Source organism: Mucilaginibacter sp. 3215, assembly GCF_050433785.1.
Taxonomy (GTDB): domain Bacteria; phylum Bacteroidota; class Bacteroidia; order Sphingobacteriales; family Sphingobacteriaceae; genus Mucilaginibacter.
Genome location: NZ_JBNPWO010000005.1, coordinates 353531 through 365863, shown reverse-complemented (window position 1 = coordinate 365863; position 12333 = coordinate 353531). Strand labels below are relative to the sequence as shown.

Annotated in this window: 15 protein-coding genes; 5 read left to right on the top strand and 10 right to left on the bottom strand. The window is 41.8% G+C overall.

Annotated features, from left to right (window positions below):
- Positions 1–18 precede the first annotated feature (18 nt).
- Positions 19–141: a YSIRK-type signal peptide-containing protein gene (locus tag ABIC84_RS12395; protein WP_429263758.1), complete on the top strand. Its 123-nt coding sequence runs from the start codon at positions 19–21 to the stop codon at positions 139–141.
- Here ABIC84_RS12395 and ABIC84_RS12390 read toward each other — a convergent pair.
- From ABIC84_RS12390 to ABIC84_RS12370, 5 genes are all read right to left on the bottom strand, one after another.
- Positions 87–2447, bottom strand: coding sequence for an ABC transporter permease (locus ABIC84_RS12390; RefSeq protein ID WP_429263739.1), 2361 nt, complete (start codon positions 2445–2447; stop codon positions 87–89). The genes ABIC84_RS12395 and ABIC84_RS12390 overlap by 55 nt on opposite strands.
- A gap of 139 nt (positions 2448–2586) precedes the next feature.
- A complete protein-coding gene (locus ABIC84_RS12385) occupies positions 2587–4953 on the bottom strand; it encodes an ABC transporter permease (protein ID WP_429263738.1) in 2367 nt (788 codons plus the stop codon).
- Positions 4954–5290: 337 nt separating this feature from the next.
- Positions 5291–5566: a hypothetical protein gene (locus ABIC84_RS12380; RefSeq protein WP_429263737.1), complete on the bottom strand. Its 276-nt coding sequence runs from the start codon at positions 5564–5566 to the stop codon at positions 5291–5293.
- A gap of 4 nt (positions 5567–5570) precedes the next feature.
- Positions 5571–6362, bottom strand: coding sequence for an SDR family NAD(P)-dependent oxidoreductase (locus ABIC84_RS12375; protein WP_429263736.1), 792 nt, complete (start codon positions 6360–6362; stop codon positions 5571–5573).
- 3 nt (positions 6363–6365) lie between these two features.
- Positions 6366–7346: an NAD-dependent epimerase/dehydratase family protein gene (locus ABIC84_RS12370; protein WP_429263735.1), complete on the bottom strand. Its 981-nt coding sequence runs from the start codon at positions 7344–7346 to the stop codon at positions 6366–6368.
- 133 nt (positions 7347–7479) lie between these two features.
- Here ABIC84_RS12370 and ABIC84_RS12365 point away from each other — a divergent pair, with 133 nt between their 5' ends.
- Entirely contained in the window at positions 7480–7842 is a 363-nt protein-coding gene (locus ABIC84_RS12365; protein ID WP_429263734.1) for a TM2 domain-containing protein, read from the top strand.
- A 10-nt stretch (positions 7843–7852) separates the two neighbouring features.
- Here ABIC84_RS12365 and ABIC84_RS12360 read toward each other — a convergent pair whose 3' ends face one another.
- Together ABIC84_RS12360 and ABIC84_RS12355 are read right to left on the bottom strand one after the other, a co-directional pair.
- Positions 7853–8116 (bottom strand): Txe/YoeB family addiction module toxin, encoded by a 264-nt coding sequence (locus ABIC84_RS12360; protein WP_429263733.1) that lies wholly within the window; start codon positions 8114–8116, stop codon positions 7853–7855.
- Positions 8107–8304 carry a DUF2683 family protein gene (locus ABIC84_RS12355; RefSeq protein ID WP_429263732.1) on the bottom strand — a complete coding sequence of 66 codons (198 nt, stop codon included), beginning with the start codon at positions 8302–8304 and terminating at the stop codon, positions 8107–8109. The genes ABIC84_RS12360 and ABIC84_RS12355 overlap by 10 nt, the downstream gene beginning before the upstream one ends.
- 76 nt (positions 8305–8380) lie before the next feature.
- Between ABIC84_RS12355 and ABIC84_RS12350 the strand changes: the two genes are divergently transcribed.
- The 3 genes from ABIC84_RS12350 (at position 8381) to ABIC84_RS12340 (ending at position 10694) form a co-directional block, all read left to right on the top strand.
- Positions 8381–9478, top strand: a complete 1098-nt coding sequence (locus tag ABIC84_RS12350; RefSeq protein WP_429263731.1) for a Nif3-like dinuclear metal center hexameric protein — start codon at positions 8381–8383, stop codon at positions 9476–9478.
- The gene (locus tag ABIC84_RS12345) at positions 9478–10221 is read left to right on the top strand and encodes a zinc ribbon domain-containing protein (protein ID WP_090532210.1); all 744 of its coding nucleotides are present in this window, start codon (positions 9478–9480) and stop codon (positions 10219–10221) included. Before ABIC84_RS12350 ends, ABIC84_RS12345 begins: the two co-directional genes overlap by 1 nt.
- An 83-nt stretch (positions 10222–10304) precedes the next feature.
- Positions 10305–10694, top strand: a complete 390-nt coding sequence (locus ABIC84_RS12340; RefSeq protein ID WP_429263730.1) for a DUF2809 domain-containing protein — start codon at positions 10305–10307, stop codon at positions 10692–10694.
- On the opposite strand, the gene ABIC84_RS12335 is transcribed toward ABIC84_RS12340, so the two are convergent.
- From ABIC84_RS12335 to ABIC84_RS12325, 3 genes are read right to left on the bottom strand one after another with little or no spacing between them, the layout of a single operon-like run.
- Complete coding sequence (locus ABIC84_RS12335; RefSeq protein WP_429263729.1) at positions 10668–11039, bottom strand: PIN domain-containing protein; 372 nt, start codon at positions 11037–11039, stop codon at positions 10668–10670. The genes ABIC84_RS12340 and ABIC84_RS12335 overlap by 27 nt on opposite strands.
- Positions 11014–11199: a hypothetical protein gene (locus tag ABIC84_RS12330; RefSeq protein WP_373615437.1), complete on the bottom strand. Its 186-nt coding sequence runs from the start codon at positions 11197–11199 to the stop codon at positions 11014–11016. The genes ABIC84_RS12335 and ABIC84_RS12330 overlap by 26 nt, the downstream gene beginning before the upstream one ends.
- A 48-nt stretch (positions 11200–11247) precedes the next feature.
- Positions 11248–12318 carry a PA0069 family radical SAM protein gene (locus ABIC84_RS12325; protein ID WP_429263728.1) on the bottom strand — a complete coding sequence of 357 codons (1071 nt, stop codon included), beginning with the start codon at positions 12316–12318 and terminating at the stop codon, positions 11248–11250.
- Positions 12319–12333 lie beyond the last annotated feature (15 nt).

Sequence of the window (12333 nt, the reverse complement as noted above, 5' to 3'; positions counted from 1 at the left end):
AAACTATACAGAGCGGATCTGCTTATAGGGGATTGCTTCGTACCTCGCAATGACGCGGGTTTTATTCTTTCTAAAAATATACTTTATTACTCCCTCCGCAAACTATCAACCGGGTTAGCCAGCGCGGCCTTAACCGATTGAAAACTGATAGTGATAAAGGCAATCAATAGGGCAATCACAGCAGCTAATACAAAGGCTGTCCAGCTTATGCCAACTCGGTAAGCAAATGCATCAAGCCAGTGGTTCATGGCCAGCCAGGCAATCGGGAAAGCCACAACGATAGCAATAAGCACCAGCTTAATAAAATCTTTAGCTAACAGAGCAACAACATTGGTAACAGTAGCACCCAAAACTTTCCGCACACCAATTTCGCGGGTACGTACTTGGGCAGTATAGGCCGCCAAACCAAGCAGGCCAAGGCAGGAGATTAAAATAGCTATCCCCGCAAAATAGTTAAACAATGTACCTTCCCGCTGTTCGCCCTGGTAAAGCTTATTAAATACATCATCTAAAAAAACATAACTGAAAGGGAATTCACCATTGTATTGCTTAAACTGATTGCCGGCGGCAGCAATTGCTTTTGGCGCATCATTGCCTGTGGTTTTGATATAAATAGAAGTGTAACTGTCGGGCGCATAATAAAACACCGCCGGTGCTATTTTTTCGCGCATACTGGCAAAGTGAAAATTTTTAACAACACCTATAATAGTACCCTCTGTTTTGCACAGCCTGAAACGTTTGCCAATTGGGTTTTGCAAGCCAATTTCTTTAACTGCCGCTTCGTTCAATATAAAATGAGCACTATCGCTCACGGAGCCGTCAAAACTATGCCCTTGCTGCATCTTTAACTTAAAGAAAGAAATAAAATCTTTGTCAATCCCCTGCGGATGCACGATAAATGTTTGCCCGGTGGCTTTGCCATCCCAATCATTATCGCCAGAAATGCCGCCATTGTTAACAATATTTCCGCTTGATCGGGTTACCGCCTCAACACCCGGCTGTTTTAAAAGCTCGGCTTTAACAGCGTCATAATGCCCTTTCATATCGCGCATCCAAAAAGCTAACACGTGGCTTTTATCATAACCTAAATTTTTCGCCCGGATGTAATTAAGCTGGCTGGTGATCACAATGGTACCGATGATCAATACCACCGAAAAGGTAAACTGCACCACTACCAGGATCTTACGGAAAACCACATCGCCAATGCCATTGGATATTTTACCCTTAAGTGCTTTTAAGGGTTCAAAAGATGATAACAGCAACGCGGGATAAATACTGGACAATAAAAGTGTAGCAGTGATGGTACCCGCAATAACTAACCAGATATGGTAATTGGAAAGATTAAATACCAGTTGCTTACCCGCAATTTCATTAAATACAGGAATTACGTTATAAATTACCAACACTGCTAAAACCGACGAAAGGATAAACAGCAAAGCTGTTTCCACCACAAACTGCATAAACAGTTGCGTTTTTGCCGCGCCAATGATCTTTCGCATGCTTATTTCCTTGGCGCGCAGCATGGCCCGTGCGGTTGAAAGGTTAACATAGTTGATACAGGCAATCACTAATATTACTAAGGCGATAATAATAAAGATATGTACAGTGCTGATCCCCCGGTCGGTACCATCAGCATTATAAAGATGCATTTTAGTTGCGGGCAGCAAAAGGTAATCGGCATCGGTATCTTCAGGCTTCCGTTTCAGGTGGACTTTATTCAAATCGGCCGATAGCTTTTTTAAAGAAGTACCCGGTTTCAACAACAAATAGGTTTCATAAGCGTAATTGCTAAAATCATGGTTCAGATCAACCTTATTGTTGGTAAACATATATTTGATATGATAGCTCATGGGCATGATCATATCATAATTAATGCTTGAGTTAAGTGGAAAATCATCAATAACGCCCGATACAGTAAAATTCTCTTTATTATCGGCCACAATAACTTTTCCTAAAGCATCTTCATTACCGAAATATTTTTTTGCCGTTCTTTTTGTGATCACTACGGAATTATCGTTCGTGAAAGGTTTTGCCTTGTTCCCTTCTATCAACGGAAAATCAAAAACAGTAAACAGGGAGGGATCAGCAAAGCCTACCGCCTGCTCGTTAAAAATTTTATCCTGGTATTTAAATAATGAGAAAAACCAGTTATTGGTTATGCGCACCTGGTCTTGCACAACGGGCAGTTCCTGTTTGGCCAGCGGCCCCATCGGTGCTACCGTTGCTTGCCAGACCTGCTTGCTGGCCCCTGTACCGCCAAAAAGCTCTACACGGTAAATGTTTGATGTGTTTTTATGAAAGCTATCAAAGCTAAATTCGTCCTGCACCCAAAGCAAGATCAGGATCCCAATGGCGAGGCCCACAGTTAACCCGGCAATATTGATCACCGAATAAAACTTATTGCGGACAAGGTTCCGCCAGGCGGTTTTGATATAGTTTTTCAGCATAATAATAACGGCTTTATCAGGCAACACCTAATTAAAATGATGCCAATATTATAAACAGCTAACTATCAGAAAATTACAAAAAACAACTATACACTATCGTTCGGATACGGACAGCCGGGTGTTCATTTATGTAACGATCTCATTCGGCCCTCAGACTTTTAATAGGATTAACACTTGCCGCTTTAATAGATTCATAACTAACCGTAAGCCAGGCAATCCCCAAAGCTCCGGCCGACGCCACAAAAAATATCAGCCAGCTAATATTGATATGATAAGCAAAGCCCGACAACCAAACATTTGCTGCATACCAGGAAACCGGAAGCGCTATACATATGGCTATCAGGATGAGCCTGGTGATTCCGGATGACAACAGATATACAAGATTAAATACCGATGCACCCAACACTTTGCGCACACCTATTTCTTTGGTACGCTGTTCGGCAATAAAGGCTGATAAACCATATAAGCCGATGCAGGATATAAAAATTCCCATCGCGGCAAACAGCTTAAAAATATCGCCCATTTGCTGCTCGCCGCGGTAAAGGGCTGCCATTTGCTGGTCAACAAAATTGAAACTAAAAGGATAGGCAGGACTAATTTCTTTGCTTATTTTTTCCAAAGCTTTAATAGTTGCCGCGGTTGCTCCGGGTTTGGTTCGCATAACAACTGTGCCACCGCCACCTGTTAAAGCAATGATCAACGGCTCAATAGCCGACTGGGCCGGTTTAAAATTAAAATCTTTAACCACACCAATAATGACGCTTGGTTTGTTGTGCAATGTCATCGGCTTTCCGATAGCTGCCGCCGCATTGGCAAACCCCATCAGGCCCAACAGCTTTTGGTTGATGACACAGTTATTGGAGTCGGTTTTGATCGATTCAGAGAAGAAGCGGCCTGCCAATAATTTCAATCCGAATAAATGGGCAAAATTTTCGCTCACGTAAATTCCCGGCGTTGGGTTTCCGAGCGTTTTGGGGTCTTTGCCGGGCCACGACGCGTTTGCGCCGGCTCCCACATCTATAGGAAGTTCGTTGGTAATAGCAAAATCACTGGTGAGCGGATTTTGCCGTAGCTCATTTCTCAGCAAAGCTTCTTTATCTACCATGTCACCGTTCATGTCCATATATAAAAGACTGGATTTGTTAAAGCCGGGATTTCTTTCTCGTACAAACTTAAGTTGCTGGTAAATAACTATCGTACCTATCAGTAAAACCACCGAAACAACAAACTGGGTCACCACCAAAGCATGGCGGAAAATTAAATTACCGCCCATTGATTTCACATTCCCCTTAAGCACTTTAACGGGATTAAAACCCGATAAAAACAGTGCCGGGTAACTTCCCGATATCACCCCTGTTAATAACGCGATACATAACAGACCAAGCCAAAGCTTCGTATTGGCGAAATCAATGGTAAGCTGTTTACCAATCAGCTGATTAAACATCGGCAGGACTAAAACTACTATCCAAAGTGCAAGTAGCAGCGATAAAAAAACAGTGAATAGGGCTTCGCTTAAAAACTGAAATATCAGTTGAAACCTTTGCGCCCCAGCTACTTTGCGCAAGCCAATTTCCTTTGCCCGTCGGGCCGAACGCGCAGTAGCCAGGTTCATGAAATTGATGCAGGCAACGGCAAGTATTAAAATAGCTACAACAAAAAACATTTTTAGGTATAGCGCATTACCGTGCCCGGGTAAATCCATCTCTATCGCCGGGGCCATGTGAATTTGGGTAATGGGTTGAAGATGGAACGCACTTTTCATTTGCGGTTCGTATTTATGATAGATCTGAAAAATCTGACTTTCCAATTTTTTTAAATTGGCAGGGCTTGGGTCAAAATTTTTATCTAACTGAACATAAGTATGAAAATATGGCGCCTCCCATTGGTATTTTTCCACCTTAGGGTTAGCTTTGTATAACGCTGCCGTTGGCATTACAAAATCAAATTGCATGTGAGAATTGGCGGGAATGTTGGCTAAAACGCCGGTCACTACCACGTTTTCACTATTGTCTTTTTTTAGAAACTTGCCAACGGGATTTTCATTACCAAAATATTTCACGGCTGTAGCTTCCGTTATTAAAACACCATCTATTTGCTTTAGAGCTTCTGCGCGATCACCTTTTACAAGCGGGAATGAAAATACATCCAGAAAATTGGGATCGGCATAAATTACCCTGTCTTCTATAAACCTTTTGTCGTTGGCTTCAAACAAGTAACTCTTCGGGCTTATGCGTACTGCATTTTTCACAGCCGGTAATTGCGCTTTTACCGAGGCAGCCATTGCAGTGGGCGTGCCGGCCATGGTTAAGCCATCAACATCCCAGTTTATACGATATAGTTGTGCCGCATTTTTATGAAACATATCGTAACTCAGTTCGTTTTGTACCCAAAGCAATATCAGGATACTTGCTGCGAGGCCAATTGCCAAACCAGATATATTAATAACGGAATAGGTTTTGTCTTTAATTAAATTGCGGTAAGCGAGTTTAAAGTACGTTCTGATCATGGTTATGTAGGTTTAAGTTTTACTAACGAAAAGAACAATTTTATTCATCAATATACAGTCCCCAACAGCGTTATGCTATTATCTTCACAGATATGTCCCAATAATCTTTTTCAGCAGATATCTAAACTAATCAGGCATCGCATTTGTAATATCGGTACAGGTACCATAACATGGTGTTAAATTTCATGCCACAATATAAATAACTTATAATGAACATATTGAAAGGCAATAAAGGACAATATTGTTCAGAAACGTTACAGCCAGTGTGCGACTTTAAACGGTTAGTTTTGTTTTTTAAACAATTACTTAATTGATTTGACGGGATAGCGGGAAAGTTTCAGCCTTCCAAAACCGGAGTTATGATATTATGGTTCACCAGGATCCGCATCAGCATCTCGACTGAGAAATCGCGGGTAATATCAATGCTGATATAATCCCTGTCGCCGGTCTTAACCTCGCATGCATCGCGGTCAAAATATAGTACCAATCCGCGCATGCTGCCCGAAATAATAACGATCCGCTCATTATTAATAAGTTTAAAGCTATTGCGCGTACGCTTAAAAAAGCTGCACAGGTTTTTGATATGCCGGTAGGTAAGTATTGAGATGATCATGCTGTCAGCTTTTAATAATGGTGGCCAGTCGCTGCCTTATAATGATGTCTTTAACAGCGGCGGGCAGCAAACTGTTTAATAAAACAAGCATCCTGTTTATCATACCGGGAATGATCTCCTTTTTCCCTTTCAGCAAGCCATCCACCGCTATACGTGCTACGTGCCCGGGCTCCATAATGGTTGCCTTTGATATGCCTTTGAGCTTATTATTCATTACCAGCAGCTCGGGCTTGGTGTTAATGCCTCCGGGGCTAAGCAGGCTGATTTTCACATTTGAGCCCTGAAGTTCCAGCTGCAAACATTTGGTGAAATACCTGATAAATGATTTGGTAGCACCGTAAACCTGCTTTTTAGGCACTACAAACAAGCCGCCCAAACTGCCTACATTTAATATGTATGAAGTAACGGCAGCATCCGCCTGGGCCAGGAATAGGCGTGTAAGCAGTACAGGTGTGATCACGTTCAGTTCAATTTGCTTTTTATAAAACCCAATGTTCAGATCTTCAAACCACGACCAGTTACCTAAACCCGCGTTATTGATGAGCAGGTGGGCTGTAATTTGCTCATCACTAAGGTAATTAAAAATTGCCGGGTAACTTTCGGCAAGAGTTAAATCAATTTCAAGATAATTTACTTTAACCTCAAAATTTTTGCGGATAAAGGATGCCAGTTCGGACAATCCGGATGCAGGCAATGATACCAATACCAGGTTTATGCGGCGTGATGCCAGTTCAATAGCAAATGACTTGCCCAGTCCTTCGCTGGCGCCGGTGATGATAGCGGTTTGGTTTATCATGGTTTAGGCTTGTTGAAGATAATTAATTGTTTTGTGCATCCCCTCGGCAAAGGGAGTTATCCGGTAACCTAACTGGGTTATGGCCTTGTTGCTGCTATATTTTTGATCATACTTTAAGCGTTCAGCAAACTCAGGCAGGAAAAACGGACGCAAGCCCGTAAGTTGTGTTTTAAGCTTTTCGATATGACTATAAAATTCAATCGCTTTTAAAGGCAGATGGATAAGCCGATGCCGTTTGCCGGATACCTTGTGTACTGTATTAAAAAACTCGTTAAAGCTGATATCCTCTCCGCCTAAGATGTAGCGTTCACTGCTGATTCCATGATTCATAGCAGCTATATGCCCGTCAATAACGTCATTTAAAAAAGCATAGTTAGCAACCTGCTCGCCGCTACCGGGAATAAAACGCCATTTGCCGCGCAAATAGGCCGAAACCATTTTGCCAACAGTATTGCTTTCGGTAACAGGCCCTTCGCCATATACGCGTGATGGGTTTACTGTAACTATGTGCATCCCCTGTTTTGCGAAGTTTTGTACCTCAAGCTCTGCCAGGTATTTGGTGCGTTCATAGGCAATTGGAAAACCGGCTATCCGGGGATCGTTCTCGCTCATGGGATGTTTAACCGTTGGGCCCCATACGCCGCAGGTTGATGTATAAACTATTTTTTGTACACCGCCGTTACCCGCTACTTCCAGTACATTGCGGGTGCCTGTAACATTGGTTTCATGGTAATCATCCGGGTTTCGGCACCACATTTTAGCCATGGCAGCTGTATGATAAACTTGCTGGCAACCCTGCATGGCCCTACCCAAACTTTGCCGGTACAGGATATTGCCTGTAACCGGTTCAATGTTTTTATGCTTTATTAAATATGGATGATCGGTATTGCGGCATAAGGCCTTAACATCATAACCCTGCATAGCCAGCGACAACGTGAGCTGCCTGCCAATAAAACCTGTTGCCCCGGTTACTAAAACTTTCATACAGATATTACAACCTCATTATTGTTTACCCCTATGTATGGAAAAGAATTTTTAAATCATTTTTTAACCTATAGTTTTAATGCAGTAAATATTTAAATTTGGCTTATCGCAATAACAAACGCCTTTACCAAACATGAGCTCACTACAAGACCCATATAGTACTTTTGCCGGTTTTTCGCCCGAGGAGTTGGGCTTTTTACAACATGCAACACCCGATTTAACCGAAAGTCAAAAGAAATATTTCTACATGGTTTACAGCAATAAGCGCAAAAACTCGCAAGATATATTGTTATTTACCTTGCTTGGGTTTGTTGGCTTTGCAGGTATCCAGCGTTTTGTATTGGGACAGATTGGCATGGGGATCCTGTATTTTTTTACAGGCGGGCTTTGTGTAATAGGCACTATTGTGGATTTGATCAACAATAAGTCGATAACTTTGGAGTATAATAAGAATATGGCTTATGAAAGCTACCAAATGGCTAAAATGAGCAGCTAAGGTTATCGTATTAATAATGCCCTTTCAAGGAATGGATTTTTATACGGCCCTCCTCTTCTAACACTTCATAAATTATCCGATGTTCCTGGTTTATGCGCCGTGACCATAATCCTGTAAGATTATGTTTAAGCATTTCCGGTTTACCAATACCATTAAACGGGTCCTGGCTAATGGCGTTTAGGAGTTGTTGAATTTTATTTTGGATGATTTTATTACCTGATTTCTTCCAGAATTGAATATCCTTCTGAGATTCTTCAGAATAAATTATTTCCATAGATCATCGGTCTTAATCGCCTTGAATTTCCCAGCCTCAAAATCTTCCTTGCTCCGCTTTATTTTCTTTTCAAACTCCGGGTCATAGGCCGATTTTTCTTCTTCAAACTGAATCTTTAACGCTTTCATGAACGCTTTTAAAGCGTCTGACTTTTCTTTATTTTCAGGATGTGCAATTAAAATTCCCATAAATCAAATTTACTGTTTTATTTTTTTCTTTTATTTTAAGAACGATTTATTTAATAGATTAGCTTTAATTGTATATATGAAACTATCTGCCCTAACCGCTTACCTTGAAAGCCTCGCGCCACTTAATTACCAGGAAGATTACGACAATTCTGGCCTGATCGTTGGCAACCAGGAGCAGGAGGTAAGCCAGGCCCTGGTTTCGCTTGATTGCACCGAAGCTGTGGTTGATGAAGCCATTGCTACCGGCTGCCAGGTGATCATATCTCACCACCCGATAGTTTTTAAAGGGCTTAAGAAATTCAACGGTAAAACTTATGTAGAACGCGTGGTTGAAAAAGCTATCCGTAAAGGAATTGCTATTTATGCCATTCATACCAACCTGGATAGCATCATGACCGGTGTTAATGCCCGCATTTGCGAAACCTTAGGTTTGAAAAACACCCGCATATTGCTGCCTAAACATAACCTGATCAAAAAACTGGTTACCTATGTCCCTGTAAACCAGGCCGACGCTGTGCGTGATGCTTTATTTGCTGCCGGTGCAGGCAATATTGGCAATTACAGCGAAGTGAGCTTTAATGCCGAAGGTACAGGAACATTTAAAGCGAATGAAGCTGCTAACCCCTATGTTGGTGAAACGGGCAAACGCCACAAGGAAAATGAAGTAAGGATAGAAACCGTATACCCGGCCAATCTGGAAAGCAAAATATTGATGGCGCTGATCCTGGCCCATCCCTATGAAGAAGTTGCTTATGATCTTTACAATTTAACCAACCAGCACCAGCAGGTGGGCTCGGGTATGATAGGCGAGTTGGAAATGCCGCTTAATGAAGAAAGTTTCCTGTTTCATGTAAAGGATAAGATGCGTACGCATGTGATACGGCATACTAAATTATTGGGCAAACACGTTAAAAAAGTAGCTGTTTGCGGCGGTTCGGGAGGCTTTTTGCTGAAGCACGCCATAGCTGCCGGAGCCGATGTTTTTATCACGGCCGATTACAAGTATCATGAGTTTTTTGATGCCGAAGGAAAGATAGTTATTGCAGATATCGGACACTTTGAGAGTGAACAATTTACGCAGCAATTATTGTATGAAATAATTAGAAAAAAATTCCCTATCTTTGCCGTCCGTTTAACAGAAGTAAATACAAACCCCGTCAAATATTTTATTTAATGGAACAAACCGTAGAACAAAAGCTTAAAGCTTTATACGAACTACAAACTATCCACACCAAGATTGACAGGATCCGCCAGGTAAGGGGCGAATTGCCAATGGAAGTTGCCGACCTTGAGGACGACGTTGCAGGCCTTGAAACCCGCATCCAAAAGATCAAAGGTGAACTTGACGATGTGGAAGATGACATAGTTACCCGTAAAAACCTGATCAAAGAAGCTCAGGCGAACATCAAAAAATACGAAGGCCAGCTTAACGAGGTTAAAAACAACCGCGAATATGATGCTATCTCAAAAGAAATTGAGATCCAGGGCTTAGATATACAGGTGAGTGAAAAGAAGATCCGTGAATACGGTTTCGAAATCACCAACAAAACCCAGGTTTACGAAAAAGCATTGGCGGATCTGGAAGCCCGTCAGGCCGACCTTGACGCCAAGAAAGAAGAATTAGGCACCATTACTGCCGAAACTGAAAAAGAAGAGACCGAATTGAATGCCCAGGCTGCAAAAGCTATGGACAACATCGAAGAGCGTTTATTAACCGCTTACACCCGTTTACGTCAAAACGCTAAAAACGGTCTTGCAGTTGTAACTATCCAACGTGATTCATGCTCTGGTTGCTTTAACCAGATCCCACCTCAGCGCCAGTCAGACATCCGTCAGCGTAAAAAGATCATCGTTTGCGAGCATTGCGGACGTATCCTTGTTGACGAGCAAATGGCTTTGGAAGCTGAAGAAGCATAAGCAACCATTTATAAAGTTAAATATATCAAAGGCGCCCAATGGGTGCCTTTTTTTGTTGTATTTATTTAGCCGATATTTATTTTATGCCTAAAACCAGGATAACCTATTTGATATTAACAATAGCAACCATTATCTTCGGCTTGCTATCCCGTCACTTTAAATTTATCCCTTTATTTATTGGCGATATTTTATGGGCTGCCACGGTTTACTTTATTATGCGGTTCCTGTTTATTAGCAAGCCCCGTATGTTTACTGTTGTAGCTGCGTTGGCGTTTTGCTTCGTGATAGAGTTTAGCCAGCTTTATAAAGCGCCCTGGATAAATGACCTGAGGCATACCCTGTTTGGCAGGCTCGTTTTAGGCGAGGGCTTTTTATGGAGCGATTTGTTGTGTTATGTTATTGGGGTGGGGATAGGTGTTGGGGTTGACGGCTTAGGGTTAAACAATTCAAATCTCATAAGAAACAAGCTTTAGCTTATTTATAGTTTTGAATTGTTTATCAGATGTTATAAACGGCAGATTGAATGCAATGGCTGTTGCCGCTATGATAGCATCTGGTAGTTTTAAACTATATTTTTTTCTTATTGTTACATATTGTTCTTTCAATTTATTATTCATCTGAATAATTGAACAATCACTTAATAAGCCGTGTATTTGTTTTTCATCGCGTTCTGAAAGGTTTTTAAATCCTATTAGTTCCAGTTCGGTTATAAATGAAATATAGATCTGCTTACCCTGCAATAACTTTTCTATCGTATCGTTCCCATCCAACAGATACAATATAATATTCGTATCAACTAATATCTCTTTCCCACTCATCTCTTAACTTAATTTGAATGGTCAATGGATTTTCTTTTAAAGGCACTTTTCCATTGTATTTTTTTGCGTCGAAACCCATAGACGGCGCTTCCTTATAAAGTGCCTTTTCAATAGCCTCTATATCCTTTTTGGATGCTCCTTTTTTTAATACTAATACCATATCAATCCTTTCATAACAAATTTAATGTTTTTTATATAAATATCCCCCTCAAAACATACTCGTCTGTTTCCCTTTCCTTGGTACAAATAAACTATAATCATATTCTGGCATCTGCCTATCGCTCATAAAGCGTTTGCAAGCCATTTTAAACATCTGGTGAATGGATTCGGCTACCTTGCCCTCGCCACTCATCCGGCGACCGTAATCGCTATCATTCAACTTGCCGTCATGCGTCGAGCGGATCATATTCAGTACCTTTTCGGCGCGATCTGGAAAAGCCTTATAGATCCAGTCGCTAAAGATTTCGGCTATACTGCCGTTAAGCCTCACCATGGTAAAACCGGCAGCCAAAGCCCCACGGTCGGCAGCGGCTTTGATGATGTTGGGCACTTCATTACTGTTTAAACCCGGGATAATAGGAGCAGCCATTACCCGTACCGGAATGCCCCTTTCTGATAGCTTCTGCACCACCGCCAAACGGCCTGTTGCTGTCACAGTACGCGGCTCCAGCTTTTGCCTCAGTTGCTCATTAAGGGAGGTGATGGATATGTTTACATGTACCAGGCTCAGCCTGGCCATATCTGTAAGCAAATCGAGATCCCGCAGTATAACGTTGTTTTTGGTGATGATGCTTACCGGATTTTTATACTTCCAGAAAACCTCGAGCAGGGCCTGGGTTATTTTAAGCTTCCGTTCAACGGGCTGATAGCAATCGGTATTACCGGAGAGCATGATACAAACCGGCTTATAATTTTTTTTGTTGAAATATTGCTCAAGCAGCTCGGGCGCATTAGGTTTAATGATGATCTTGCGTTCAAAGTCAAGCCCGGCGCTAAAGCCGTAATATTCATGGCTGTTACGGGCATAACAGTAAATACAACCATGCTCGCAACCCTGGTACGGGTTGATCGAGTACATATGGCTCAGATCGGGACTATTGGATTCGCTTACTATTTTTTTTGGAGTTTCTTCAAAAAGCTGCGTGTTGCTATTTTCAAGCAAAGGCTCGTCAATACCCTCGATATGATCAAGTACATACTTGTTTTTCAGAAACTTATTGTGCGTATTTACCTGCGCCCCTCGTCCTTTAAAAAAATCCGGATTTTCCTCATGTGACATCGAACAAATTTGCTA